The organism is Streptomyces sp. GDS52, assembly GCF_052246875.1.
Taxonomy (GTDB): Bacteria; Actinomycetota; Actinomycetes; order Streptomycetales; family Streptomycetaceae; genus Streptomyces; species Streptomyces cathayae.
Genome location: NZ_CM125966.1, coordinates 4654106 through 4679146 on the forward strand (window position 1 = coordinate 4654106; position 25041 = coordinate 4679146).

Annotated in this window: 19 protein-coding genes, 1 tRNA gene and 3 pseudogenes; 10 read left to right on the forward strand and 13 right to left on the reverse strand. The window is 73.3% G+C overall.

Annotated features, from left to right (window positions below):
- Nucleotides 1-49: 49 nt before the first annotated feature.
- Complete coding sequence (locus tag ACTWJ9_RS21270) at nt 50-1159, forward strand: LLM class flavin-dependent oxidoreductase (protein WP_279335830.1); 1110 nt, start codon at nt 50-52, stop codon at nt 1157-1159.
- Here the strand turns inward: ACTWJ9_RS21270 and ACTWJ9_RS21275 are convergent.
- A complete protein-coding gene (locus tag ACTWJ9_RS21275; RefSeq protein WP_279335831.1) occupies nt 1132-3078 on the reverse strand; it encodes a putative bifunctional diguanylate cyclase/phosphodiesterase in 1947 nt (648 codons plus the stop codon). The genes ACTWJ9_RS21270 and ACTWJ9_RS21275 overlap by 28 nt on opposite strands.
- 336 nt (nt 3079-3414) lie before the next feature.
- Here ACTWJ9_RS21275 and ACTWJ9_RS21280 point away from each other — a divergent pair, with 336 nt between their 5' ends.
- A complete protein-coding gene (locus tag ACTWJ9_RS21280) occupies nt 3415-4761 on the forward strand; it encodes a M6 family metalloprotease domain-containing protein (RefSeq protein WP_423836112.1) in 1347 nt (448 codons plus the stop codon).
- Nucleotides 4762-4800: 39 nt separating this feature from the next.
- On the opposite strand, the gene ACTWJ9_RS21285 is transcribed toward ACTWJ9_RS21280, so the two are convergent.
- From ACTWJ9_RS21285 to ACTWJ9_RS21300, 4 genes and pseudogenes are all read right to left on the reverse strand, one after another.
- A tRNA-Lys gene (locus tag ACTWJ9_RS21285) sits at nt 4801-4874 on the reverse strand.
- Entirely contained in the window at nt 4865-5482 is a 618-nt protein-coding gene (locus tag ACTWJ9_RS21290) for a bifunctional DNA primase/polymerase (RefSeq protein WP_443294611.1), read from the reverse strand. Before ACTWJ9_RS21290 ends, ACTWJ9_RS21285 begins: the two co-directional genes overlap by 10 nt.
- A gap of 163 nt (nt 5483-5645) precedes the next feature.
- Nucleotides 5646-6011 carry a hypothetical protein gene (locus ACTWJ9_RS21295; protein ID WP_279335834.1) on the reverse strand — a complete coding sequence of 122 codons (366 nt, stop codon included), beginning with the start codon at nt 6009-6011 and terminating at the stop codon, nt 5646-5648.
- Between the two features lie 133 nt (nt 6012-6144).
- A pseudogene (locus ACTWJ9_RS21300) lies at nt 6145-6420 on the reverse strand (hypothetical protein); the annotation flags it as partial.
- Nucleotides 6421-6989: 569 nt separating this feature from the next.
- Between ACTWJ9_RS21300 and ACTWJ9_RS21305 the strand changes: the two are divergent.
- A complete protein-coding gene (locus ACTWJ9_RS21305; protein WP_443295909.1) occupies nt 6990-7877 on the forward strand; it encodes a glycosyltransferase family 2 protein in 888 nt (295 codons plus the stop codon).
- A gap of 5 nt (nt 7878-7882) precedes the next feature.
- On the opposite strand, the pseudogene ACTWJ9_RS21310 reads toward ACTWJ9_RS21305, so the two are convergent.
- Nucleotides 7883-9121: pseudogene (locus tag ACTWJ9_RS21310) on the reverse strand (NAD-dependent epimerase/dehydratase family protein).
- On the opposite strand from ACTWJ9_RS21310, the gene ACTWJ9_RS21315 reads away from it, so the two are divergent.
- Together ACTWJ9_RS21315 and ACTWJ9_RS21320 are read left to right on the forward strand one after the other, a co-directional pair.
- The gene (locus ACTWJ9_RS21315; RefSeq protein ID WP_443294612.1) at nt 9120-10433 is read left to right on the forward strand and encodes a hypothetical protein; all 1314 of its coding nucleotides are present in this window, start codon (nt 9120-9122) and stop codon (nt 10431-10433) included. The pseudogene ACTWJ9_RS21310 and the gene ACTWJ9_RS21315 sit on opposite strands and share 2 nt — an antisense overlap.
- 366 nt (nt 10434-10799) lie before the next feature.
- Nucleotides 10800-11147: pseudogene (locus tag ACTWJ9_RS21320) on the forward strand (Scr1 family TA system antitoxin-like transcriptional regulator); the annotation flags it as partial.
- 21 nt (nt 11148-11168) lie between these two features.
- On the opposite strand, the gene ACTWJ9_RS21325 reads toward ACTWJ9_RS21320, so the two are convergent.
- From ACTWJ9_RS21325 to ACTWJ9_RS21340, 4 genes are read right to left on the reverse strand one after another with little or no spacing between them, the layout of a single operon-like run.
- Nucleotides 11169-12542 carry an AAA family ATPase gene (locus ACTWJ9_RS21325; protein WP_387038623.1) on the reverse strand — a complete coding sequence of 458 codons (1374 nt, stop codon included), beginning with the start codon at nt 12540-12542 and terminating at the stop codon, nt 11169-11171.
- A gap of 11 nt (nt 12543-12553) precedes the next feature.
- The gene (locus ACTWJ9_RS21330) at nt 12554-14206 is read right to left on the reverse strand and encodes a hypothetical protein (RefSeq protein ID WP_443294613.1); all 1653 of its coding nucleotides are present in this window, start codon (nt 14204-14206) and stop codon (nt 12554-12556) included.
- Nucleotides 14197-15345: a hypothetical protein gene (locus tag ACTWJ9_RS21335; RefSeq protein WP_387038611.1), complete on the reverse strand. Its 1149-nt coding sequence runs from the start codon at nt 15343-15345 to the stop codon at nt 14197-14199. Before ACTWJ9_RS21335 ends, ACTWJ9_RS21330 begins: the two co-directional genes overlap by 10 nt.
- A 16-nt stretch (nt 15346-15361) precedes the next feature.
- Nucleotides 15362-16399, reverse strand: a complete 1038-nt coding sequence (locus tag ACTWJ9_RS21340) for a phosphatase PAP2 family protein (RefSeq protein WP_387038609.1) — start codon at nt 16397-16399, stop codon at nt 15362-15364.
- A 189-nt stretch (nt 16400-16588) separates the two neighbouring features.
- Between ACTWJ9_RS21340 and ACTWJ9_RS21345 the strand changes: the two genes are divergently transcribed.
- Nucleotides 16589-17185, forward strand: coding sequence for a histidine phosphatase family protein (locus ACTWJ9_RS21345; protein WP_279335842.1), 597 nt, complete (start codon nt 16589-16591; stop codon nt 17183-17185).
- A 143-nt stretch (nt 17186-17328) separates the two neighbouring features.
- On the opposite strand, the gene ACTWJ9_RS21350 is transcribed toward ACTWJ9_RS21345, so the two are convergent.
- Nucleotides 17329-18780, reverse strand: a complete 1452-nt coding sequence (locus tag ACTWJ9_RS21350; protein ID WP_279335843.1) for a hypothetical protein — start codon at nt 18778-18780, stop codon at nt 17329-17331.
- Between the two features lie 267 nt (nt 18781-19047).
- Between ACTWJ9_RS21350 and ACTWJ9_RS21355 the strand changes: the two genes are divergently transcribed.
- Both ACTWJ9_RS21355 and ACTWJ9_RS21360 read left to right on the forward strand, forming a co-directional pair.
- Nucleotides 19048-19470 (forward strand): hypothetical protein, encoded by a 423-nt coding sequence (locus ACTWJ9_RS21355; protein ID WP_279335844.1) that lies wholly within the window; start codon nt 19048-19050, stop codon nt 19468-19470.
- A 77-nt stretch (nt 19471-19547) separates the two neighbouring features.
- Nucleotides 19548-20417 (forward strand): spermidine synthase, encoded by an 870-nt coding sequence (locus ACTWJ9_RS21360; protein ID WP_387038604.1) that lies wholly within the window; start codon nt 19548-19550, stop codon nt 20415-20417.
- Between the two features lie 57 nt (nt 20418-20474).
- Here ACTWJ9_RS21360 and ACTWJ9_RS21365 read toward each other — a convergent pair whose 3' ends face one another.
- Nucleotides 20475-21158: a hypothetical protein gene (locus ACTWJ9_RS21365; RefSeq protein WP_443294614.1), complete on the reverse strand. Its 684-nt coding sequence runs from the start codon at nt 21156-21158 to the stop codon at nt 20475-20477.
- A gap of 109 nt (nt 21159-21267) precedes the next feature.
- Between ACTWJ9_RS21365 and ACTWJ9_RS21370 the strand changes: the two genes are divergently transcribed.
- Both ACTWJ9_RS21370 and ACTWJ9_RS21375 read left to right on the forward strand, forming a co-directional pair.
- Nucleotides 21268-22005: a response regulator transcription factor gene (locus ACTWJ9_RS21370; protein WP_279335847.1), complete on the forward strand. Its 738-nt coding sequence runs from the start codon at nt 21268-21270 to the stop codon at nt 22003-22005.
- Nucleotides 22002-23399: a sensor histidine kinase gene (locus ACTWJ9_RS21375; protein WP_443294615.1), complete on the forward strand. Its 1398-nt coding sequence runs from the start codon at nt 22002-22004 to the stop codon at nt 23397-23399. Before ACTWJ9_RS21370 ends, ACTWJ9_RS21375 begins: the two co-directional genes overlap by 4 nt.
- Nucleotides 23400-23548: 149 nt before the next feature.
- Here ACTWJ9_RS21375 and ACTWJ9_RS21380 read toward each other — a convergent pair whose 3' ends face one another.
- Nucleotides 23549-24988 (reverse strand): GH1 family beta-glucosidase, encoded by a 1440-nt coding sequence (locus ACTWJ9_RS21380; RefSeq protein ID WP_279335849.1) that lies wholly within the window; start codon nt 24986-24988, stop codon nt 23549-23551.
- Between the last annotated feature and the right edge of the window lie 53 nt (nt 24989-25041).

Consider the following 25041-nt stretch of genomic DNA (forward strand, 5'->3'; position numbering starts at 1 on the left):
CCCTGTTGGTGGCCGGTGAGACGTCACCCGAAACAGGAGGCACCCCGCCGTGGCCGCAGACGACACCGCAGCCGACGAGATCCGAGGCACGGCACAGGGCACCGCCCCCGTGCCGCTGTCCGTCCTCGACCTGGTCACCGTGGGTGCCGGCCACACCGCCACCGAGGCGCTGCGCACGGGTGTCGACCTCGCCCGGCTCGCCGAGGCACGCGGCTTCCACCGGTTCTGGGTCGCCGAGCACCACTCCATGCCGGGTGTGGCGTCCTCGTCCCCGGCGGTGATCCTGGCCCACCTCGCCGCGCACACCGACCGCATCCGGCTCGGCTCGGGCGGGGTGATGCTGCCCAACCACGCCCCGCTCGTCATCGCCGAGCAGTTCGGCACGCTCGAGGCCATGGCCCCCGGCCGGATCGACCTCGGCCTCGGCCGCGCCCCCGGCACCGACGGCGCCACCGCCGCCGCCCTGCGCCGCACCGAGAGGCTGAACGAGGGCGCCGACGACTTCCCCCAGCAGCTCGCCGAGCTGACCCGCTTCCTGGACGACGACTTCCCCGACGGCCACCGCTACCGCCGCATCCACGCCGTCCCCGGCCCGGTCCAGGCGACCTCGCCCGGCGGGGTGCAGTCGACGCACCGGCCGCCGGTCTGGCTGCTCGGCTCCTCCGGCTTCAGCGCCCGGCTGGCCGGCCTGCTCGGCCTGCCGTTCGCCTTCGCCCACCACTTCTCCGCGCAGAACACCGTCCCCGCGCTGGACCTCTACCGCGAGTCGTTCACCCCGAGCGACGTCCTCGAGGCGCCCTACGCCCTGATCGGGGTCTCCGCGCTCGCGACCGACGACGAGAAGGAGGCCCGGCGCCAGGTCCTGGCCGCCGCGCTCAACATGGTCCGGCTGCGCACCGGCCGCCCCGGCCTGGTGCCCACCCCCGAGGAGGCGGAGGCGTACCCGTTCTCGCCGATGGAGCAGGACTTCGTCGAGTCCTGGAACGCCAACGTCGTGCACGGCACCCCGGACGAGGTCCGCGCCGGTCTGGACGACCTGCAGAAGCGCACCGGCGCCGACGAGCTGATGATCACGGCCAACGCGCACAGCGGTGACATACGCCTGCGTTCCTACGAACTCATCGCCGACGCCTACGGGTTGCCCACGACGTCCGCCTGAACCCCGGGCGTGCCCAGCAGTTCGGAGATGCGGTCCGGCGACACCGGACGGGAGTACAGCCAGCCCTGGCCGGTGTCGCACCCGATCCGGCGCAGCCGGGTGGCCTGCGCCGTGGTCTCCACGCACTCTGCGGTGACCGTCAGCCCCAGCCGGTGGGCGAGCTGCACCATCGCCTCGACGATGGCCTCGTCCGCCGGGCTGGGCGTCTGGTCCCGGTCCTCGTAGGGGAAGCCCCGGACGAAGGCGCCGTCCAGTTTCAGGACCGACACCGGCAGCCGGCTGAGGTAGGCCAGGTTCGAGTAGCCGGTGCCGAAGTCGTCGATGGCGATGCGCACGCCCATGTCGCTGAGCGCCTTCAGCGCCTGGAGGGGCCGGCCCGAGGAGCCCATCACCGCCGACTCGGTCAGCTCCAGCTGGAGGAGCTCCGGGGCGAGGCCCGTCTCCGTCAGGGTCTCGGCGACGTCCGCGACCAGATCGGAGTCCCAGACCTGCCGGACCGCCACATTGACGCTGACGAAGATCGGCGGCTCGGTGGGGTGCTCGACCTGCCAGTGGCGGGCCTGCCGGCAGGCGGTGCGCAGCACCCAGCGCCCGAGCTGGACGATCGAGCCGTCCTCCTCGGCGATGGAGATGAACCGATTCGGTGTCAGGGTGCCGAACTGCGGGTGGTTCCAGCGGACCAGGGCCTCCACACCGTGCACCCGGTCGTCCTCCATGCCGACCAGCGGCTGGTACTCCAGCGTGAACTCGCCCCGTTCGACGGCGGGGCGCAGCGTGGAGGCGAGGGCCTGGCGGGTCATGCGGTGCGCGTTGCGTTCCGGGTCGAACAGCGTCCAGCGGGACTTGCCGTCGGCCTTCGCCCAGTAGAGCGTCGTGTCGGCGGCCTGCATCAGCGCGGTGGGCGTGGTCCCGGCCGCGTGCCGTTCGACCACCCCGATGGACGCCGAGACCGACAGCCGCCGGCCGTCCACGTCGAAGGGGTCCTGGATCGCCCCGAGCACCGACTCGGCGAGGTCGGCGAGCTGTTCGGTGCCCGTGGAGTCCTCGACCAGCAGCGCGAACTCGTCCCCGCCGAGCCGGGCCACCAGCGGGGTGCCGGCCCTGGACCGGCCCGCCTCCTCGGCGCACAGCGTCAGCCGTTCGGCGACGGCGGCCAGCAGCCGGTCGCCGACGCGGTGGCCCAGGGCGTCGTTGATGGCCTTGAACCCGTCGAGGTCCAGGGAGCAGAGCCCGATCCGGCCGGTGCCGCTCTGCTCGTAGGACTCCGCCTCCAGGGCGGCCGTCAGCCGTTCGAAGAACAGGGTGCGGTTGGGCAGCCGGGTCACCGGGTCGTGCATCTGCAAGTAGTGGAGCCGGGACTGGAGTTCGCGGCGGGCGCTGACGTCGGCGACGGACAGCAGGACGCCGGGCGCCTCGGCCGCGGGGGGTGCGTCCCCCGCGTCCCCCGCCTCAGGGGGGAGTGGCGCGACCGACACCTGCACCCACAGCGAGTGCCCCTCGGGGTGCTTGAGCCGGCGGGTGCAGCGCAGCCGCGCCTGCCGGCCGCACAGCACCTCGCGGTAGGAGTGCCAGGCGCGCGCGTCGGAGGAGAGGTCCACCAGGTCGGCGGCGGCGGCCCCGACCAGGGTGTCCGGTGCGCGGCCCAGCAGGGTGGCGAGGGTGCTGTTGGCGCTGACCACCCTGCCCTCGCGGTCGACCACCGCCATGGCGAGCGGAGCGGCCGTGAAGACGGAGCGGTACGACGGAGGCGGCGCCAGGGGGGACGCCGGCAGGGGCGCCAGAGGCGAGGTCGGCGGGGGCGCCGGGGGTGAGGCCGGTTCTTCACGTTCGGCACGGGATGGGGCAGAGGTGTCACTCTCCGTGACGATCGGCCGGTTGAGGTCTGCTGCGGGCGTCGGCCCTTCGGACGTTCCGCTCACCGCTCGCTCCCGCCGTGCACTCGATCGCTGTCCGTGCCGGAAAGCCTCAGGAATGTCTCAGGAAAGTGTGCCGATCATAGAGGCCGACCCGGAGCCCTTCCAGTCACTGTCCAGTGTCCAGCACGGTCACGCATCTCTGCCAGATCGTTTCTGCTCGGAGGTGGACGGCTTCTTCAGGCCTGAGACCGGTTGTGACGTTCCGTAAGTGGTTCGAGGCGCCGAACGTGAACGGAAACCTCGGCCTCTCACCCGTCCGGTGTAGATAAACAGGGCGCAGTATGACAATCCATCTCATTCTGGGTGCGGTGTCCTGCGAACCGTCTCCCGGAGGTCCTAGTGCCGCGCCAGCTCCCCCTGAGACGACTCGGACATGAGGCTCTCAGGGGATTGGGCCGACAGGGTGGTGAGTACGGCCGCCCCCGGCTGCGCAGCGCGGCGGCCGTACTCACCACCCTGTCGGCGCTCGCGGCCACGTCCCTGGTGACAGGCATCTCCGACGCCGAGCCCTTCTCCGCGGACCCCTGCGCCCTGACCCGCACCGACACGCACCACTCGGAGGGCCTGGACACCTGGAACGCCGCCTACCCCCGGCCGACCGGCCGGCTGGACGCCGTCATGGTGTTCCTGTCCTTCCCGGACTCGCACCCCCTGACCACCCCCGACGACATCGCCGCCGACCACTTCCCCGCCACCAGCGACTTCTTCCACCGGGCCTCCTACGGCAGATTCACCCTGCGCCCGCACGTCCTGCGTGGCTGGATCCCGATGCCGCGCCCGTCCACCGCGTACGCCATACGGCGTGACTGGTCCCTGCGGGACCGGTCCGCCTACCTGCGCGACGCGCTCGCCGCCGTCGATCCGAAGGTCGACTTCTCGCGCTACGACGTCGTGTACTTCGTCGCCGACCCGGACGCGCCCGGGGTGGACTCCGACGCCACGAAGGTCGTCAACCTGGAGACCCCGCTGCGGGCGGACGGCACCGACATCCGCCGGGTCGTCACCGTGTTCGAGGACCATCCCCCGGACCGGCTGGTCCTCGCCCATGAGACCGGCCACGTCTTCGACCTCCCCGACCTCTACAACCGGCCTGTGGACGGCAAGAGCGACTGGGACACCCACGTCGGCGACTGGGACCTGATGGGCAGCCAGTTCGCCCTCGCCCCCGACCTGTTCGGCTGGCACAAGTGGAAGCTGGGCTGGCTGGCGCCCCGCCAGGTGCGGTGCGTGCAGGGCGCGGGGCCCGTGCGGCTGACGCTGGAACCGCTCGGGGCGGGGCCCGGCGTACCGGTGACCGGCGCGGCCGGGGCGCCCTCCTTCGGGCTGGGCCGGGGCACCAAGCTCGCCGTGGTGCGCACCGGCCCGGACAGCGTGCTCGCCTTCGAGGCGCGCGGTCCCGTCGGCGACGACGCGGGCGCCTGCCGGTCGGGGGTGCTGGTCTACAGGGTGCGCGGCACCACCCGGTCCGCTGAGGGGCCGATCGAGGTCGTCGACGCCCACCCGCACACGGAGGCCTGCTGGGGGGAGTCGGTCTACCCGCCCCTCGCGGACGCCCCGGTCGCCCTCGGCGAGAGCTTCACGGTGCCGGGGGAGGGCGTGCGGGTGCAAGTGCTGGGGCGTACGGATTCGGGGGCGTGGACGGTGCAGATCAGCATCGGGGCCGGAGAGGGGACCGAAGACGCGTAAAAGGCCCCTTGCTTTCGCAAGGAGCCTTCCACGTGTCTGTGCGCCGCCAGGGACTCGAACCCCGGACCCGCTGATTAAGAGTCAGCTGCTCTAACCAACTGAGCTAGCGGCGCCTGCTGACGTCGTAGACATTAGCACCCTGGTCGGCAGGAGGAAAAATCGATATCCGCACGGCCGCGCGCGCCGCCCGTACGGCCGCCCAGAGCAGCACCTCCGGGCCCGGCAGCCAGGGGTGACGCGTGTCCGGGGCGACCAGCCAGCGCGCGTCGGAGCGGTCCGCCCGCTCGCCCGGATCCGGCGCCGGAACGGTCACCGCGTCGCCGGTGCCGTGGCACAGCAGGGGCGGAACGGCGCCGGTGCGACCCGCCTCCCCGGCCTTCCTGCCGCGGGCGTCCCACTCCTCCCACTCCAGCAGCGCCGGCAGCCGCTGGGCGGTGCCGGGCGTCGAGAACAGCAGCATCCGGCCACGGAACTCGGCCACCGGACCGGAGCCCGGCCCCTCGTCCCACATCCGGTCCAGCATCCGGCGCCCGAAGGTCGTGGGGGCGCTCACCACGTCGAAGGCGGAACCGCAGGGCAGCACGACGGGAGCGTGCGGCCGCTCCTCCCAGAGCGAGAGGGTGCTGCGCGGATACGTTCCTGCGGAGGCGAGCCAGGCGGCGCCGTCCGGGGTGACACCGCTGACGTCGGATGCCTTGCGTGCACTGCGTGTGCTGCTCATGCGGTCTGTCTACCCGCGGTGAGGGAACGGTTTCCCAGGGTTGCGGGAATCCGGGACACCGGGGCGGGGAGGGAGGTATCTTGCCCACCTGGCATATGCCACGCCTGTTCGAGGGGGTGGCGGCCGACCTACCACGCAGAGCACACGACCGTGCCCACACCGCTCACACCGGGTCGGCGGACCCCCGGCCCTCACCCCCGTGCAGCAGCTCCCGACCGAACTCGATCATCTTCTTCGCGTAGTCCTCGGTCCACTCGGCCCGCTCGGCGATGGCGGCCGGCGTCAGCCGGTCGAAGCGCCGCGGATCGGCCAGCTGCGCCGCCGCCACCGCCTGGAACTCCACCGCCCGGTCCGTCGCCGCGCGGAACGCGAGCGTCAGCTCCGTCGCCCGCTCCAGCAGCGCGCGCGGATCGTCGATCGACTCCAGGTCGAAGAAGTGCTCCGGATCGGCGGCCGCCTCCGCGGGCTCGAACAGCAGGGGCGCGGGGCGTAGCCGCGGTCGGTCCCGGTGCGGCGTGGGCTCCGCCATGTCGTCTCCCTTATGCTCGTCCTTCTCGTCACACGCGCCGCACACACCTACACGTACGTCACGCCGGCCCGCGGGCAAGCGGACCACCGTCCATTGTCCCGCGCCCTGACAAGAGGGCCCGAGGCCCATGTCCTCAGGCACCGGCAGAATGGCTTCCCAGCCCTCCGGACCATATGCGTGTGCCGCTTATTCCCAGCCGGGGGGCCTTGAGAGCACCTGCCGAACCCGGGGCGCCTCCGTGTCTGTCAAGCACCTTCCGGACCGCTTCGGTCAGTGAAGCCGCCCGCGCGTCGTCGGAGCCGCTGACGATGTGGTTCATCACGTAGCCGAAGGCGATGCCGTGCTCGGGATCGGCGAGGGCGAGTGAGCCGCCACGGCCGGTGTGGCCGAAGGCGTTCGGCCCGGTCATGCCGCTGACCGCGGAGAACGCCAGACGCTTGTAGAGGCGGTTGTTCATCTCACCGACCTCTGCGAGTGCCTTCGTCTCGGTGCTGGTGGAGTGGAGCATCAGGTACTCCGACAGCACCTCGAAGTACACGTAGCCCAGGAACGGCAGATTCTGGACGGCAGCGGCGAGCTGGTCCACAAACGTGCCCGGCGCCGTCCGGCGTCCGGCAGCGCCTGCCAGGAGGGGCGGCCGTACGGATCTGATGCAGCGCTCTCCTGCGCAGCCGGAGGTCCTCGGCCTTGGTGAGGAAGCTGCGGTGATCCAGGTATGTGCCCAGGTGGACGCGGCCGAGCCGCAGGTAGTCGATGCCCCTGGCCGGCGTCGGGGCGGTGGGCTTGATCTCGATCATCAGAGTTTGAGTGTGCGACTTGGTCTGTAGCAGGTAGGCGCCGAGGTTGTGCGGGCGCAGGCCGTCGGGAGTCTCGGTCAGTGGTGCGCAGTACAGCGCGGCGAGCAGGCATCCGGAGGAGGAGTAGAGCTGGCCGCTGGCCCGGATGGCGTCCAGGGCTGTCGTGGTGTGCATCAGATGGATCGGGCGACCGCTGGTGAGCACCTGGATCATGGCGTTGTGGGCGGGCAGATGGCCGCCGGGGGTGTCGTGCTGTAGTCGGCGCCGCCAGTCGTCCTCGCTCTCGGCGCACCCGGCCGGGGCGGCGCGGACGGTGGTGGTGGCCAACGGGTGTGCGATGCCCGATCTGCCGCCGTGGGTCGAGACGGTGCAGCTGGCGGAGAACCTGGGGGTGACCGGCGGCCGCAACGCCGCCCTGGAGCACCTGTCGGACATGGACCTGGTGCTGGACCTGGACGACGACGGCCTGCTGGTTTCCGACGACGTCTTCGCCACGATCACCGCGCTGTACGCGGCGGATGTGCGGCTGGGGATCGTCGGCTTCCGTATCGCCGACGAGAGTGGAGTGACCCAGCGCCGCCACGTGCCCCGGCTGCGGGCCGGTGACTCGATGCGCGGCGGGGAGGTGACCGGCTTCCTCGGCGGAGCCCACGTCCTGTCCGTGAAGATGCTGCAGGAGGTCGGCCACTGGCCGGACACGTTCTTCTTCGCGCACGAAGAGACCGACATGGCCTGGCGGGCGATCGACGCCGGCTGGCGGGTGCGTTACGCGCCCCAGCTGCTGCTCCAGCACCCGCGGACCTCCCCGGCCCGGCACGCGTTCTTCTACCAGGTCAACGCCCGTAACCGGGTCTACCTGGCACGCCGTCACCTGCCCGCGCTGCTCGTCCCCGTCTACCTGGGGGTGTGGGTGGCCCTGACGCTGGCCCGCACCCGCAGCCTTTCCGGGCTGCGGGCCGGGTTCGGCGGCTTCGCTGAGGGCTGGCGCACCGAGTGCGGGCACCGGAAGCCGATGCGCTGGCGCACCGTGTTCCGACTGGCCCGCCTCGGCCGCCCCCCGGTGATCTGAGCGACTCACGCAGCGGCCTGGGCCTCGGTGTGCAGCCACGCCGGAATCGCCCGTGGGGTCCGCTCCAGCCACTTCAGGTAGCGGCTCACCCCGTCCTCGATGTCCACCTGCGGAGCCCAGTCCAGCACGCTGCGCATGCGGGTGATGTCGGCGCAGGCGCCGAGCGGATCGCCCTGTGGCCGCGGGGTCTCGATGATCCGCGCACCAGGGTGCCGGCGGCGCACCAGGTCGGCGACCTGCCGGATGGAGGTGGCGCGGCCGGTTCCGACGTTGAGCGTCGTACGGTCCGCGCGCTCAATCACCGCTGACAGCAGGGTCGCTTCCGCGATGTCGTCGACGTGCACGAAGTCCCGCACCTGGTGGCCCCCGCCGTTGAGGTGCAGCGGCAGACCGAGCGCGGCCCGCATGGCGAACCAGGCCACCACCCAGCTGTGACTGTTCTCCTTGACCACCTGCGGCTCCCCTTAGACGGAGAAGTACCGCACGATCGCGTACGAGTCGTCGGCGCCGCCCAAGGCCAGGGCGGTCTGATGCTCGCCCCACAGCTTGGTGTTGGCGTAGACCGACCCGGGCGTCAGTACGTCCTCCTCGCTGAAGCGGGCCCCCGCATCTGGCGAACCGTTGCCGACGCCGTAGACGCTGGCCGAGGAGACGAAGACCAGCCGCCTCAGCATGCCGCTGTGCCGGGCCGCGGCATCCAGCACGGTCTGGGTACCGCGGATATTGGCTTCCAGCGCCGCAGCCGGATTGCGGGTGCACTCCGCGACGTCGGCCAGCGCCGCGGCGTGGATGACGTAATCACTGCGCGAGATCAGGTCGTTCATCAGCGCGGCGTCGGTGATGTCGCCGGCGACGACGTCCGGGTCCCCGGGCGAGATGCCGAACACGGAGGAGCAGACGGAACTGCCGTAGGCGTCCAGTCGGCCCACGGCAAGCGGTTTGGCGCCCAGTGCGCGGAGTTTGTGCACGATGCGGCTGCCGACCAGTCCGAAGCCTCCGGTCACGGTGACGGTGGCGCCGGACAGATCAGCGAAGCGCTCCCTGGTGTTCACGCGAGGATCAGCCCTTCTCGACGGCGCCGCGCGGATACGCGGCGTCACGCCGTCGAGGACACCACCAGACCCCGCCGGGCTCCAGGGGACGACTGTGTGGCCGGTGTGTGCCCGGCCTCGGTGAAGCCTCCTCAACCCCCGTCCGAGTACGGCATGGTGGAGGGGTGGCGTCAGTATCGGAGGGGGCGACATGGATCTGGACCGTCATCCGCTGGCGCACCTGCGCCGCAGTCACCACTGGTCCGGAGAGGACCTCGCCCGTCTGCTCCGTGCGCAGGCCCGTAGGCGTGGCCTGCGCAGCGGTATCGACCGAAACCGGATCTGGCTCTGGGAGACAGGAACTACACCGAGCGAGGAGAGCCAGTTGCTGCTGGCAGAGGTCCTCGATGTTCCCACCGCCGCGATCGAACATCTCCGATGGCCCGACTGGCTGCCCGCCTTCGAACAGCCCGCCCCATTCAGCGCTTCGGGAAGCCGGGCCGCCCTGAGAGAGGTGCAGATCACCCGCATGGACCGACGATCCTTCCTGGTCCTCAGCAGCAGCACCCTCATCGAGGTCGCTGCCGACTGGGCCCGCATCGAGCCACAGCACCTGTCCCAGGCCCTGAGTGGACAACAGATCGACGAGGAACTCCTGAGGTGGTTGGAGCAGCGTTCCAGCGAACTGCGCACCCTTGCAACCGGGCCGCACCGGCAGGTCTCTGGCCTCATCGACGCCCATCTGAACACTGCGATCGACCTGATCACCCAGGACCGCTACAGGTCAGCAATCGGCCGCCGCCTCCACGCCGTGGCCGCCGACCTCGCGCACTGCGCCGCATGGCTGCGCTTCGATGCCGACCGGCACGCCGACGCCCAACGCCACTGGCAGGCCGCCGTCCACGCCGCGCATCAGGCCGGGGACCGCGATCTCGCCGCGGTCGCACTGTCCGACCTCGGTTACCAGGCAACCTGGTTGTCCAGGCCCGCCGACGCGATCGAAGTGCTGGAACATGCCCGCTCCCGGACCCGTACGCCGGCCGCCCGCTCCCTGCTCGACGTACGCCGCGCACGGGCTTGCGCCGTACTCCGAGACCACACTGGAACCGGGCGTGCCCTGACATCCGCCGAGGCCGAGCTGGACCGGATTCGCCCGCAGGAGACACCCCCCGTGGTGTCCTGGATGTCGATGGCAGATGTCAACGCCGACGCCGGACGCTGCTGGCTCGATCTCGGCGACCCCGGTCGTGCCGGCAACGCAATCGACTCCGGACTGGGCGAGCTCGATCCACGCCGGTCCCGTACCAGAGCGGTGTTCCTGACTTACCGGGCCGAGGGCTCGCTCCATGACCGCGACGCCTCAGCTGCCGCGGCCGATGCCCGCGCCGCTCTCGACACCGCCCTCGACTCCGGGGCCACTCGCTGCATCGACCTCGCTTCCGCACTCATCCGCCGCCTGGACGATCGGACCGAGCAACCGATGATCGAGCTGCGCGAGTACGCCCGGGAACGACTCGCGGGGTGATCCGACAGCGGCCGGGGGCTGGCCCTGAGTGTCGGCAAACGACGGCCAGTTCGTCCGGTGAGCGCACCAGGGCGATGCCGTCGAGTTCAGGTTCGCGGCCCTGGGCGCACTCGGCTGCCGCGGCAGCGGTGAAGTCCGCGCACAGCGTTGCCTCGGGGAGGGCCGGGGCGAGGTAGGTCAGACCGACACTGCCGTTCTCGCCGCGGGTGACGACCCACAGCTTCAGGTCCTCGGGGGCCGCGCAGGTCCCCGACGCCTCGACCAGTTCCCGCGCGGCCTGGCCGGCCAGTGCCGACTCGTCCAGCACCGCCCGGCCCTGGGGAGGCTCCAGGGACCCCCGGGCAGCGGCCCGGGGCGGCCGTAGATGCACGCCGGTTCTCGTTCGTGCTGGAGGAGTCGGTGTTGCGGTACCGGCTGTGCAGCGCGGAGACCATGGCGGCACAGCTTGGTCACCTGCTCGGGGTCATGGACCTCCAGAACGTTGCCGTGGGGCTCATCCCGTTCTCAGCTCAACGAGCCGTGTGGCCCATGCCCACCTTCACGATCTTCGACGACGCCAGGGTGCACGCCGACACCCTGGACGCTGCCGTCACCCTCACGCAGCCCGGCCAGGTGGAGCTGTACAGCCGAGCCTTCGAACGGTTGTCACAGGAAGCAGTGAGGGGAGCGGCTGCACGTGCTCTCATAGCGGGTGCGTTGGCATCCCTGGACTGACTGTCTGTGCGTTGTCGCAGCTCAGGGCCGCCACGCGACCCGGTGTTCCGCGAGGTGGGTCAGGACCGAGTGGTTGGCCTCCCAGCCGTCCGGGAACTTCACGAGGGTGCCCAGCTGGACCGGTTCCGTCGACGGATAGGCGTCCAGTAGGTCGCTCACACCCGCCCGGCACACCACGATGCAGGCGTGCCGGTGGCGGGAGGCCAGGACGCACAGTCTGCCGGTCTCCAGGTGGAAGGCGGTGGCGTCGGGGCGGCCGGAGAGGGGGTGGAGTACGACGGTGACGTCGTACTCGCGGCCCTGGAGCCGGTTCGCCGTGTCGACGACCACGTCCGTCACACCGAGTTCCGTGAGCGCCGACCGGACCGCCGCCGCCTGGTCGCGGTGGGCGGTGCCGACGGCGATGCGGTCGGCGGTGAGCGGGACGGGGTCGGGGGTGGGGCGCTCGGAGGTCGTGGCGCCTTCCCGGTCCAGCAGGCGGCGGACCACCAGGGCCACCGCCCGGACCGCCTCCGGATCGGTGCGCGGGGTGTGCCGGGCGGGCAGCTCCAGCAGGCCCCAGCCGGACTCGGCCGCCTCGTCGATCACCCGGTCCGGACCCGAGCCGTCCGACGGCACGGCGAGGGCGAGCCGCCGGTCGCCGGGGCCGGTGCCGCTGCGGAACGGCGTGTACGGGTAGAACGCGTCCGACACCAGGGGCGCCGCCGAGGCGGGCAGCCGCCACGACACCGGCAGGCGGTGCTGCGGCAGTTCGGGATTGTGGGCGAGCAGGGTCGTCACGGCGGACGCGGACGGGTCGTAGGACAGGCCCGCCCACTGCTCGCTACCCACGATCGAGAACGGGTCCAACTGCCCCGGATCGCCCACGAACAGCGCCCGCTCGAACAGCCCCGCCACGGCGAGCAGCGCGTCCGAGCGCATCTGGTACGCCTCGTCGACGATCGCGTGCGCCCATGGTTCGACGCCCTTGACGTGCGCCCACTTGGCGGCCGTGGAGATGACCACGTCGAGCCCGGCGAGATCGGCGGCCTTCGCCGACTTGCGGACGTTGTCCAGCCCGTCGAGCGCCTTGTCGTACGGGTCGGTGTCGCTGCTGTGCAGCCGGCCGACCGGCAGGTCCGGGCTCTTCTCGGCGAGCCGCAGGACCAGGTCGTCGACCTGGGCGTTGGTCTGCGCCACCACCATCAACGGGCGCCCCGCCTCGGCGAGTTCCAGCGCAGCGCGGACCACCAGCGTGGACTTGCCGGCGCCGGGCGGGGAGTCGACGACCACACCGCGCGCGGTGCCGTGCAGGGTGTCGCGCAGGATCGCGTCGGTGGCACGGGCGGCCGCCGCGCCGGGGTCGAAGCCCGCGTCGGCGGTTGCCGCCCCGGTGGTCACGGTCTCGGGGGGCATGGCCTCGGTGGTCACAGCAGGTCCTCCTCGGTCACCGGGTCGGCGGCCTCCGGTGTGGCGGCTGATGCGCCGGGCGGGCCGCCGTGGGTCCACGGGGTCTCCTCCAGGTCGGGGAGCTTCGCCCCGCCGCGCGGCTCGTGCTCGAACAGGGTGAAGCAGAGCCGGTCGCCCTTCTCCGGCACCGAACCCGCCTCGGGCTCCTTGCCGCGGCCCATCTTGTCCAGGATCCGCAGGACGAGCAGGGACCCGCCCGCTTCCGCAGCTTCCGCAGCCTCTACGGCTTCCCCGGCTTCCCCGGCTTCCGTGGCCTCCATGGCCACGAACTCGGCCGTCTGCGGCTTGCCGCCCAGGGAGCGGTACACCCTGGTCCGCTCGCCCAGGTACGGGCGGTCGTCCGTCCGGACGGTGACCAGCGGGCGGGGGCTCGGCCGCTTGCTCTCGCTGTACGCCATGACGACATCGACGACCTCGCCCGCGAACGCCTCCCCGGACAGCCGCCGGCCCGCCATCACCAGCGGGTCGTCCAGGGCCTCCTGGGCCTCCAGCCGGGCCTGCTCCCGCTCGCGCGTGGCGAGCTTGTTGGCCGCCGTCACCGCGTCGTCGCGGCGCGGCTGCGGCGGCTCACCGGCCAGTACCCGGTCCCGGTGACCGGTGAACGACCAGCGGTCGCGCGTCCACCGCTCCTCGACGCGCGCGCCCTCCGGCAGCGCGCGCAGCAGGTCCAGGCCCCGCCACACCGCGTCCCAGGTGGGCCGGGTACGGCTCTGGACCAGCGCGCGGATCTCCCGCTCGGCGGCGGCCAGCGCGCCGAGCCGGTCGTCGGCCTCCAGACCGTCCTCCGCGGCGGCGAGCGCGCTGCGGGCGCGGTCGTACCGCTCGACGGCCGGGGCGAGCAGCTTGTTGTCGAACGCGGGGTCGGTCGCCGGGCCCGCGGGCGGACAGAGCAACTGTCCGCCGGCGTCCCGCGCCAGCTCCGCCTCCTGCGCCGCCTCGGCCCCGGAGCGTCCCTCGGGCGGGTCGATCCAGGCGAGCAGTGCCCCCAGGTGCTGGTCCTCCAGTGTGGACTGGCCGGTCGCCCAGTGCCGGCCCAGCAGATCCGTCATGGCGGTCAGGAGCGACGAGCCGGGCACCCGGGCCCGCTCCCCGAAGTGGGTCAGCCACCGGCCCAGCAACGGCACCCGGGGCGGCGCCGGGAAGGGCGCTTCCGGGTCCTGCTCCGCGGTGCGCCGGAACCGGGTGGAACGGCCGAGGAGCCGCACGAGGTCCACACCGGCCCGGCTCGGCACGATCAGCTGCGGCGCGTCCGCGCACAGCTCGACCTCGACCTTGACCCGCTTTCCGGTCTCCGGATCGGTCTCGCTGCGTTCCGCGGCCTCCACCGCCTCGGCGCAGTCGTCCACGTACGGCAGGACCACGTCGGCCAGTTCGGCCAGGAACGCGAACCTGAGGTCCCGGTCGCGCGGCTGCGGCACGGCCAGCAGCCGCGGCGCGTCCCGGTCGGTGCCCACCAGCGCGCCGAGCGGGGCGCCCGCCTCACCGGCGGTGATCAGCGGCACGAACACCAGCGGCCGCGCGGACAGGTGCCGGTGCCGGACGGTGGCGGCGGGCTGGGCGCGGCCGGTGCTGACGGCCTCGAGGCGGGCCAGGGTGGCGATCAGCGACAAGGGGCCACCTCCGGGCGGCCGGTGAGGGCCGGCGCGTCGGCGGAAGCCCGCGCGCCGACGGGGGCCTGCGCGTCGACGGGGGCCTGTGCGCCGGCGAGGGCCTCCGCCCGCAGCGCCGCCGCCCGGCGCAGGGCGGCCACCGTCGGATCGTCGGGATCACCGATCTCACCGCGGGCCGCGGCCAGCACGTCCTCGACCGTCGTCAGGGAGCCCAGTTCGGCGCGGACCGGGCGGCCCAGGGAGGTCACCGCGCCCTGCGCGCGGGAACGGTCCCGGCAGTGGAAGGCCAGCTCGCACGCGGACAGGCACTCCGGCGCGTAGCTCGCCGGGACCGACTCCACGGCCTCCGTGAGCCGCTCGCGGGGCAGCCCGGGTGCGAAGCAGATGCCCTCGGGGAGCGCGCCGGCGATGTCCTCGATCCGGGTGAGCCGGGCCAGCTGGCGGGCGGTCACCGCGCGCTGCTTGCGCACGTCCACGGCGGACGCGGTCGGCAGGTTGGAGAAGTCCTTCGGGCACACCAGCAGGATCCTGTGCCGCACGCGGGGGGCCGGGACGGCGGTGAGGCGGGCGGCGACCTGCTCCAGCGCCAGCACGTACACCGCCGCCTGCCGGGCCGCCGCGCCGACCTTCGCCGGGTCCGCCGCCCCGTCCAGCAGGGGGAAGGACTTGATCTCCACGACCGTCCAGCTGCCGTCCGGGTGCACCACCACCGCGTCCGGTTCCAGGAAGGCCGGCGAGCCCGCGACGTCCAGCGCGAGCAGGGGGTGGTCGAGCAGGGACCACCTGCCCCGCGCCCGGGTGGCCTCCTCCAGCGCCAACTCGGTGCGCGCGGCGCGCCCCTGGGGGCCGGACGCGGTCAGGTCCGGCACCCGCGCGCCGGCGGGCGGTTCCGCGGAGCGGTCCAGCCTCTCGTGGACGAGCCGCAGCAGCTCCGTACCGCCGTCCGCCTTGACCCGGGCCTCGAACGCGTTGCCCCGGACGAACGCGAACTGGGACTGGCCGAAGACCGAGGGGGAGCCCAGCGCGCCCGCCAGTCTCGCCTTGTCCACGCCCGCGCCGTCGAGGATCGCGCGGCGCGCGCAGCCCGGGTTGGCGGCCAGGGCGGCCAGGGCGCGTGCGTCCAGCGCCTTCGCCGACACGTCCGGACCGCGCAGCTCAGCGAGTCGGTGCCGGAGCGGCCTGGGCTCCTTCCCCCCGGCCGGAGGGGGAAGCGCCGCCCGGCTCGGCTTCCGGGGCGGGCCCTGGCTCGAACTGCCGCTGCCGTGGCCGCTGTCGTGGAAAGTGCTCACCCGCGGAAGTCTGGCATCCGGCACTGACAATCGGGGAACCCGGGACGGGAGAGGCCACCGGGACCGGCGCCGGACGCGGCAGCAGACGGGCCCTCACCCGGTCCGAGTACCGCGTCACCACGGGGGCGAGCAGCAGTCCGGCGCCCATCACGGCGGCACCCGCGACCGCGTCCAGGAAGTAGTGGTTGGCGGTGCCCATCACCACGACGAGCGTCACCAGCGGGTAGACGACGGCGGCCGTCCTCGCCGCTCGCGCCGCCCACGTCGCTTGCGCTGTCTGTGCTGTCTGTGCCGTCTGTGCCGTTCGGGTTCTGCCGATCTGCCACAGGATCACACCGCACCACAGGGCCCAGCCCACATGCAGGCTCGGCATCGCCGCGTACTGGTTGGTCAGCCCGCCCAGGCCCCGCGGGGCGCTGGCCTCACCGGCCCACCAGCCGTAGGAGCTGTACTGGGCCATGGTGTCGACGAAGCCGTGGCTCGCGTCGAGCAGCCTGGGCGGGCAGGTGGGCAGCAGGGTGAAGCCGATCAGCCCGATGAAGGTGGACGTCATCAGCCAGGTGCGGGCGGCGCGGTAGCGCACCGCGTGGGAGCGGAACAGCCAGACCAGGAGCGCGGGCGTCACCAGGTAGTGCAGCGACGCGTACCAGAAGTCGGCCGGTACGCCCAGCCACGGTTCGCGCGTGAACAGCCGGTTGAGCGGGTGCTCGGCGTTGAGGTGGAGCGCCTGCTCGATGCGGAGGATCGCCAGTCCGTGGTCCACGGCGTCGGTGACGTCGCCCCGGACCAACAGGCGCCCCGCCGAGTAGCAGGCGTACACGAGGAGGATCAGCGGCAGCTCGGTCCACCAGCGCAGCCGGATCGCCGGGGCCCCTTCGGTACCCGGTGTCTCGGTGTGCGGCATCCGATCGCCCTCCCCCTTCACACTCACTCCCGCCCCCATGGCGATCCGGTCAGCCACTGTAGGCGTACTCGTGCCCCTCATGAGGTGCCTTCGGCCCTGATAGACGTTGAGATCGCCCCCCGGGTTGCCCGTCTTGGGGGTGCGCGATGATGGAGGGGCCCGTCCCCGATTTCTCCCGGAAGGTCTCTCATGGCACCGCGCATCCTGCTGGCCCGGCACGGACAGACCTCATGGTCGTTGTCCGGCAAGCACACCGGCAGGACCGACGTGCCGCTCCTGGACGAGGGCCGGCAGGGCGCCAAGCTGCTCGGCGAGCGCCTGCACCGGCCGCCGTACGACGGGATGCCGGGTGTCGAGGTGCGCACCAGCCCGCTGGTCCGCGCGCGGGAGACCTGCGAACTCGCCGGGTTCGGCGAGCGCGCGCAGACCTGGGACACCCTCATGGAGTGGCACTACGGGGCGTACGAGGGCATGACCCCCGACGAGATACGGGCGGACCGCCCCGGCTGGCTGATCTGGCGCGACGGCGTGCCCGAGGGGGAGACCCTCGCCGAGGTGACGGCCCGCGCGGACGAGGTGGTCGCCTGGGCGCGCTCCGCCGACCGGGACGTGCTGGTCTTCGCCCACGGGCACATCCTGCGCTCGATCGGCGCCCGCTGGCTGGGGCTGCCGCTCGACTTCGCGGCCCGCATCCGCCTCAACCCGACGTCCCTGTCGGTCCTGGGCTGGGCGTACGGGGAACCGGCCGTCGAGAGCTGGAACGACCTGGGGCACCTGGCGGGATGAGCCGACCCGGTGGCGGGCCCGAGGCCCGGGCCTGCCTCCGGCCCGGGGGCTGACGCCGGTCCGGACCCGATACCGGCCCAGGCCCGATATCGGCCCGGGGGGCGGTCACGTCATGTGGGGCCGGTCACGTCATGCGGGGCCGGTCACGTCATGCGGGGGAGGGAGTCGTGGCGGTCCAGGAAGGCCGACACGTCCGAGGCGCGGCGGTGTGGGAGGAGTACGCGGGCCGTGCCCGCCAGCATCGTGCGGACCCGGGACGACTGGACCTCGGGCAGCAGGTCCAGCACCCGCATCCCCGCGGCCGCCGCCTCGTCCGGGTACCCGCCGCGGGCCAGGTCGTCCGCCAGCTCCGCCGTGTACAGCGCGATGTTGCGGGTGAAGTGCGGGTCCTGGAGCTCGGCGGCCCGCCGCGCGTGCCGGGCCGCCCGCGGCCAGTCGCCCAGGGCCGACCAGCACTGTGCCTTCAGGCCCTCCAGTTCGGCCTCCCCGTAGAAGGTCATCCACTCGGGGTCGGCCGGTGCGGGACCGCGGTCGAAGTAGGCCTGCGCGCGGGCCAGCGCCTGCTCGCAGCCGGACCGGTCGGCGAGCCCGGCCCAGCCGCCCGCCTCGCGCAGCGCCAGCAGCGACATCAGCCGGGCGGAACCGAGCGGGCGCGCGGCCCGCTGCGCGGCCTGCGCCGCCCGCACCGCCTCCCGGGGGCGGCCCGAGTCCCGGGCGAGGAACGCCGTGTTGCAGAAGGCGTGCGCCTCCAGCCCCGGGTCCCCGGTCACCCGCGCGGTCGCCAGCGCCTCCGCGTAGTGCGAGCGGGCGTCGTCGAACCGGCCCGAGTCGTGCGCCAGCCAGCCCACCGAGATGGCCAGTTCACCGGCGCCCGCGTACAGCCGGTCCGCCGTCCGCTGCCGGGTCGCCCCGGCGTCGAGCAGGGCGTAGGCGGCGCGCAGCGGTGCCGCCGCCCTGCGGTAGAGGCCGTCGGCCCCGTGCCGGTCGTCGAGCAGCCTGATCCGGCGGACGGCGTCTTCCAGGGCACCCGCGTCGCTCGCTCCGGGGCGGCGCACGGCACGCTGTGCCGCCGAGGCGTCCGGGGCCAGGGCGAGCGGGCCCAGTGAGGCGGCGGCCACCGTGGCGCCCCCGCCGGTCATGAATGCGCGACGCAGCACGTCGCTCTCCTCGTAGTTGTGGTGCGTGTGGTACGGGTCGTACGGGTTCTGCTGGTCATACGGTTCGGGGGCCCCGCCGGTCTCACGCGTGACGAGTGCCGGGGCCGCGTCGGGCGCCGGGGGGGTGCCCCCGTCGTCCCGCGTCCGGCGCCCGCGGACCGACGCGCGGGGCGCGAAGCCCAGGTCGGTCAGCGTGCGGCCGGGGAACATGTGCAGGAAGACTCGTTCGTAGGCGTAGTTGGGGCAGCGGATCTCGCCTGCCTCCACCCGGTGCACGTACCGCGCGTCACAGCTGACCCGCTCGCCTATCTCGCGAGCGGCCCTGCGGACCGACGCGGCGAACTCGGCCGGCGAGCGCGTTCCGCGCAGTTGCCGGAAGACGAGATTCGGCCGGGGTGGCCGGTCGGGCTGGGACGAGGGCACCGTTGACGACGCCATGGCCGGGTCCTCTCTGCGAACCGTCGAACCATGCCGGAAGCAGAGCGGTCCATCCGTCGCGCCGCTCTGTTGCCGGCGGGCAAGAACGTACCTGCTGTGACGGAGTCGCCACGCAGAGTTTGGCAACAAACCGGATATCTCGTCCGTGATCCGCCATGAACTGCCATTCTGTGCTATTGGGTTTCGCCGTAGCCCAGGTCGGTCCGCCGCGTTGAACCCCGTGTGAGGAACGCCCGTGTGTGGTGGAGCCGGAACATGGAGGCGGGGATGGTGACCAGCCGGAGCAGTGAACCCCGAACGCCGTCGGGCGGACTGTCGGGCGGGCCGCCGGGCTGCTGCGACGTGGTGACGGTTCCGGCCCGGCAGGGCCTGGAGGCGGTGGACATCCTCCGGCGCGGCGCGGCCGGGGCGGGGGACGCGGTGGGGCCCGTACTGCACGGCGACGGCGGGAGCACCCTCGGGTTCCTGGTGCCGCCGGGGACGGCCGCCGCGTGGGACGTGCCGGGCAGCACCTGCACGGAGACCGACGGCCGCGGGCTGAGCCTGGCGCCCGAGGCGCCGCCGGTGGAGGGATCGGACTGGCTGCTGCCGCCCGAGGACGACACCGGCCTCGCCACCGATCCCGCGGTCCTGCGGGAGGCGCTGGACGAGGCGCGACGCCTGCTCGACGTGGCGGACGGCTGCCGCTGAGCCCGCCGGGTCGGGACAGGCGCTGCTCGGGACGACCGGGAGTGGGCCGGTCCGTGGCGGCTTGCGACAATGCCCTCATGGGAAGGTCCAGGAACTCCGGACGCGGGCGGTCCGCCGCCGAAGCCCTCGTCGAGAGCGTCGACGGAGGGCTCGCCCGGCTCGTCCCCGACCGGGAACGGCCGAGGGCCTGGACACTGCTGATCGACGACGCCCCGCAGTCGCACGTCGACCTGGACGATCCGGCGTACCTCTCCTTCGAGTACCAGCGGCGGATCGGACACGTCATCGACACCGCCGGGCCGGCCGGCCGCCCCGTGCAGGCGGTGCATCTCGGCGGCGGCGCGTTCACCCTCGCCCGGTACGTCGCCGCCACCCGGCCCCGCTCCACCCAGCAGGTCGTCGAGCGGGACGCGCGGCTGGTGCAACTGGTCCGCCGGGAGTTGCCGCCGGCCCCCGGGGCGCGGATCCGGGTGCGCTCGGCGGACGCCCGGGAGGGGCTCGCGAAGGTGCGGGACGGATGGGCCGGCCTCGTCGTCGCCGACGTGTTCAGCGGGGCCCGCACCCCCGCCCACCTGACCTCGACCGAGTTCCTGGACGACGTCCGCAGGGCCCTCGCCCCCGGCGGGGTCTACGTCGCCAACCTCGCGGACGGGCCGCCGCTGGCCCATCTGCGCGGCCAGATCGCCACCGCCGCCGCCCGGTTCGCCGAACTCGCGCTGATCGCCGACCCGGCGGTGCTGCGCGGCAGGCGCTTCGGCAACTCCGTGCTGGTCGCCTCCGACGCGCCCCTGCCGATCGCCGAGCTGACCCGCCGCGCCGCCTCCGACCCGCACCCCGGGCGCGTCCAGCACGGGCGGGAACTCAGGGACTTCACCGGCGGGGCCGCCCCGGTCGGCGACCTGGGGGCGGTCGACTCCCCGGCGCCACCACCGTCGGTGTTCCGGTGACGCCGACGTTCCGGTGACAGGGTGACAGGCGGGGCGGGAGGGGGCCGGGCCGCCCGGTCAGTAGGTGTTGATCTCCACGCGCGGCGGGCCGTCATGCCAGGTGCAGAAGACCGACACCCGGTCCGCGCCCGCCGCGAACTCCACCCGGATCCACGACTCCGTCTTCCACACCTGCATCGACCAGCCCGCCCCGGGCGTCGCCGACACCAGTGACGCGGAGCTCTCGCCGAGGTCGAAGACCGCCCGGCCGCCGTCGGTGTCGTACGCCTTGACCTCGCCGGAGGTGGCCGGGGCGGGGTCGGCCGGCGCGGGGGCGGCCCCGCCCGGGGCGGGATCGGGGGAGCCCCCGCCGGGCCCGCCCGCCGACTCCTGCTCCCGCGCGTCCCGCGCGCCACCCGCGTCCGCGGCTGTGTCGCCGGTGCCTCTGGAGTTCCCGGTGCCCCCGGAGTTCCGGGAACTCCCGGAGCCCTTGGGAGCCTCGGTCCCCTGACCGCCCTTCGAGCCCTCGGAGTCCGCCGCGTCGTCGGCGGTTTCCGGCGCTCCCGCGTCGGTCGGGCGCCGGGTCGAGGACGACACCGGCCGCGACTCCTGCGTCGTCGTGTCGGCCGCAGTGATGGGCAGCGCACGGGGCGGGTCGTAGGCCGTGCCCGCCATCACCGTGTCCACACCCCACCACGACAGCGTGACCGCCGCGCCCGTGGCGAGCAGCCAGGCCAGTACGTGTACGAGTCCTCTGCGCATCGTCGGCCCATCCTGCCTCACCCGCCCCGCACGTGTCGCGCCTGCGGCGGTGTCCGGAGTTGTCCACAGGCCCGCACCGGGTCGCCCGGCATGGCGTACGGTGCCGCCCATGGCACGTGTTCTCGTAGTCGAGGACGACCCCTTCGTACGCTCGGCGCTCATCCGGCAACTGACCGACGCCGCACACCTGGTGCGCAGCGTCGGGACGGCGCTGGAAGCGCTGCGCGAGGTCGCCCATTTCCGTTTCGACGTCGTCGTCCTGGACCTCGGACTGCCCGATCTCGACGGCTCCGAGGCGCTGAAGATGCTGCGCGGCATCACGGACGTGCCGGTGATCATCGCCACCGCGCGGGACGACGAGGCGGAGATCGTGCGGCTGTTGAACGCCGGCGCGGACGACTACCTGATCAAGCCCTTCTCGGTGGAGCACCTGTCGGCCCGGATGGCGGCCGTACTACGCCGGTCCCGTTCCCTCGCGGGAGAGCCGGCCGAGCCCCCGGTGCTCCGGGTCGGCGGGCTGACCGTCGACCCGCTGCGCCGCCAGGCCGAACTGGACGGCGCCCGACTGGACCTCACCCGGCGGGAGTTCGACCTGCTCGCCTTCCTGGCCGGGCGGCCCGGAGTCGTCGTGCCCCGCAGGGAACTCCTCGCCGAGGTGTGGCAGCAGTCCTACGGCGACGACCAGACCATAGACGTCCATCTGTCGTGGCTGCGGCGGAAGCTGGGCGAGACCGCCGCCCGGCCGCGCTATCTGCACACCCTGCGGGGCGTCGGCGTGAAGCTGGAACCCCCGGCCACGGAACTGCCCCCGGCCACGGGACCGCTCGCGGCGGAGCCACCGCGATGAGATGGGCCCTGGTGAAGGTGTCGGTGGCGGTGACCGCGATGGTCGTGATCGCCTTCGCGGTACCGCTCGGCCTCGTCATCCGCGAGATGGCCCGCGACCGCGCCTTCTCCAACGCCGAACGGGAAGCCGCGGCCGTCGCCCCCGCGCTGTCCATCACCACCGACCGCGACCAGCTCGAACGCGTCGTCGCCTCCGCCGGGTCCGACGCCGCGATGGCCGTGCACATACCCGTCGGCGCCGACGCCGAGCCCCTCGACATCGGGCGCCGCCGCGCCACCGCCGAGGACGTCGAGGCGGTACGGAGACTGGGGCGGGCCTCCACCTCCAAGGTGTCCGGCGGCTCGACGCTGCTCCAGCCGGTCGCGCTCAGCACCGGTGAGATCGCCGTGGTCGAGGTGTTCGTCCCCGAGTCCGAGGTCACCAACGGGGTGGGCACGGCCTGGGCGGTGCTCGCGGCGGTCGGCGTCGCCCTCATCCTCGGCTCGGTCGCGGTCGCCGACCGGCTGGGCGTGCGGATGGTGCGGCCCGCGCAGCGGCTGGTCGAGGGGGCGCACGAACTGGGGGAGGGCAAGCTGGGCGCGCGGGTGCCCGAGAAGGGGCCGACCGAACTGCGGCTGGCGGCCGTGGCGTTCAACTCCATGGCCGACCAGGTCGTCCAACTCCTCGCCAACGAGAGGGAACTGGCCGCCGACCTGTCCCACCGGCTGCGCACCCCGCTGACCGTGCTGCGGCTGAACGCCGCCTCCCTCGGCGACGGGCCGGCCGCCGAGCAGACCCGCGCGGCGGTCGAGCAGCTGGAGCGTGAGGTCGACACCATCATCCGCACCGCGCGGGACGCCAAACCGCAGACGGCGGCGGCCGGCCCCGGCGCCGGCTGCGACGCGGCCGAAGTGGTCCGGGAACGGATGGCGTTCTGGTCGGCGCTCGCCGAGGACGAGGGCCGCACATGGAGGGTGGCCGGAGCGGACGGCCCGGTCCGCATCCCCGTGGCCCGCGCCGACCTGGCCGCCGCCCTCGACGCCCTGCTCGGCAACGTGTTCCGGCACACCGCCGAGGGCACCGCCTTCGCCGTGGACCTGCACAACGGCGAGGACGCGGTGATCGTGCTCGTCTCCGACGCGGGCCCCGGCATACCCGACCCTAAGGCGGCGATGGCCCGCGGCCGGGGCTCCGGCAGCGACGGCTCCACCGGCCTCGGCCTGGACATCGTGCGCCGGCTCGCGGAGGCCACCGGCGGGGACGCACGGATCGGCTCGTCGGTGCTCGGCGGGACCGAGGTGCGCATCTGGATCCAGCTCGACGGCCGGGAGGGGGCGCCCCGGCGGCGGCGCGGGCACCGGGGGACCGTACGTCGGCGCGGGCCCGGCCGGCTGATACCGACCTTCAGGTCCTGATCTTCCTGGCCCCCTGGTCCCTCTGGTTCCCCTGGTCCTTTTGGCTCCCCCTGACCCACGGCGGACCGGCCGACGGGGCGCGGCCCTCCCCCAGAGCGCCGCGCCCCGCTTCCCCCGCCCCGTTCCCCCGTCCCCCGTTCTCGGGAGGGTCAGATGGCCTCCGGCCCCGGCAGGGCGCCCGACTTGGCCGCCCGGCTGTACCAGAGGGCGCTGGCCTTCGGGGTCCGCTCCTGGGACGCGTAGTCGACGTGGATCGCGCCGAAGCGCTTCTCGTAGCCGTACGCCCACTCGAAGTTGTCCAGCAGGGACCACAGGTAGTAGCCGCGCACGTCCGCGCCGTCGGTGATGGCCCGGCGGACCGCGGCGAGGTGGCCGTGCAGGTAGGCGATCCGCTCCGGGTCGTGCACCGCGCCGTCGGCGCCGGGCTTGTCGTCGTAGGCGGCGCCGTTCTCGGTGACGTAGAGCGGCAGGCCGGGCGCGTCCCGGGTGTACCGCATGATCAGCTCGTGCAGCCCGGTCGGGTCGACGGACCAGCCCATCTCGGTGCGCTCCCCGGGCACCTGATGGAAGGCCACGTCGTCCGCGGCCGGCCACGGCGAGTGCTCGCTCGCCCCGTGGCCGTCGGCCCGCGGTCCCTCCGCGTCCGGGTCCGCCGCCGACACCAGGGTGGGCGTGTAGTAGTTGAGGCCGAGCGCGTCCAGCGGCTGGTGGATCAGGTCCAGGTCGCCGTCCTGGATGCACGACCAGTCCGTCAGCGACGAGGTCGCCGTCAGCAGCGACTCGGGGTAGGCGCCTTTCAGGATCGGGCCGTGGAAGATACCGCTGGCCAGGTCGTCGATCTTGCGCGCCGCCGCCAGGTCCGCCGGGTCGTCGGGGGAGAGGGGCCGGACCGCCGCGGAGTTGAGGCTGATCGCGATCGAGTTGCGGGCGGGCATCACCGACCGCAGCGCCTTGGCACCCAGTCCGTGCGCCAGGTTCAGGTGGTGGGCGGCCCGCAGCGAGGCCGCCGGGTCGGTGCGGCCCGGCGCGTGCACACCGGAGGCGTAGCCCAGGAACGCGCTGCACCACGGCTCGTTGAGCGTGATCCACTGCTCCACCCGGTCGCCGAGCGCCTCACCGACGAGCTGCGCGTACTCGGCGAAGCGGTACGCGGTGTCACGCTCCGGCCAGCCGCCCGCGTCCTCCAGCTCCTGCGGCAGGTCCCAGTGGTACAGGGTGGCGGCCGGCTTGATGCCGTGGGCCAGCAGTTCGTCGACCAGCCGGCGGTAGAAGTCCAGGCCGCGCTGGACGGCCGGGCCGCGGCCGGTCGGCTGCACCCGGGGCCAGGCGATGGAGAAGCGGTAGGCGCCCAGGCCCAGTTCCGCCATCAGCGCCACGTCGTCGCGGTAGCGGTGGTAGTGGTCGACAGCGATGTCACCGGTGTCGCCACCGGCGGTCTTGCCCGGTGTGTGGCTGAAGGTGTCCCAGATGGACGGCGTACGACCGTCCTCCCGCACCGCGCCCTCGATCTGGTAGGCGGAGGTCGCGGCACCCCAGAGGAAGGCGGGGGGGAAGGCCGCCGGGGTCACCGGCGTGGTGGAGTCAGTCATGGAAGCGCTCCCATAGGCGGTCGTGGAGGAACCTGCGAGTCAGGGCCGGAGGT

Excerpts from the sequence above, each read along its gene's own strand:
- ACTWJ9_RS21375 (WP_443294615.1), top strand. The coding sequence starts at position 22,002 with ATGAGATGGGCCCTGGTGAAGGTGTCGGTGGCGGTGACCGCGATGGTC.
- ACTWJ9_RS21355 (WP_279335844.1), top strand. The coding sequence starts at position 19,048 with ATGGTGACCAGCCGGAGCAGTGAACCCCGAACGCCGTCGGGCGGACTG.
- ACTWJ9_RS21290 (WP_443294611.1), bottom strand. The coding sequence starts at position 5,482 with ATGAGCAGCACACGCAGTGCACGCAAGGCATCCGACGTCAGCGGTGTC.
- ACTWJ9_RS21360 (WP_387038604.1), top strand. The coding sequence starts at position 19,548 with ATGGGAAGGTCCAGGAACTCCGGACGCGGGCGGTCCGCCGCCGAAGCC.
- ACTWJ9_RS21315 (WP_443294612.1), top strand. The coding sequence starts at position 9,120 with ATGGATCTGGACCGTCATCCGCTGGCGCACCTGCGCCGCAGTCACCAC.
- ACTWJ9_RS21380 (WP_279335849.1), bottom strand. The coding sequence starts at position 24,988 with ATGACTGACTCCACCACGCCGGTGACCCCGGCGGCCTTCCCCCCCGCC.
- ACTWJ9_RS21350 (WP_279335843.1), bottom strand. The coding sequence starts at position 18,780 with ATGGCGTCGTCAACGGTGCCCTCGTCCCAGCCCGACCGGCCACCCCGG.
- ACTWJ9_RS21345 (WP_279335842.1), top strand. The coding sequence starts at position 16,589 with ATGGCACCGCGCATCCTGCTGGCCCGGCACGGACAGACCTCATGGTCG.
- ACTWJ9_RS21295 (WP_279335834.1), bottom strand. The coding sequence starts at position 6,011 with ATGGCGGAGCCCACGCCGCACCGGGACCGACCGCGGCTACGCCCCGCG.
- ACTWJ9_RS21325 (WP_387038623.1), bottom strand. The coding sequence starts at position 12,542 with ATGCCCCCCGAGACCGTGACCACCGGGGCGGCAACCGCCGACGCGGGC.
- ACTWJ9_RS21370 (WP_279335847.1), top strand. The coding sequence starts at position 21,268 with ATGGCACGTGTTCTCGTAGTCGAGGACGACCCCTTCGTACGCTCGGCG.
- ACTWJ9_RS21365 (WP_443294614.1), bottom strand. The coding sequence starts at position 21,158 with ATGCGCAGAGGACTCGTACACGTACTGGCCTGGCTGCTCGCCACGGGC.
- ACTWJ9_RS21340 (WP_387038609.1), bottom strand. The coding sequence starts at position 16,399 with ATGCCGCACACCGAGACACCGGGTACCGAAGGGGCCCCGGCGATCCGG.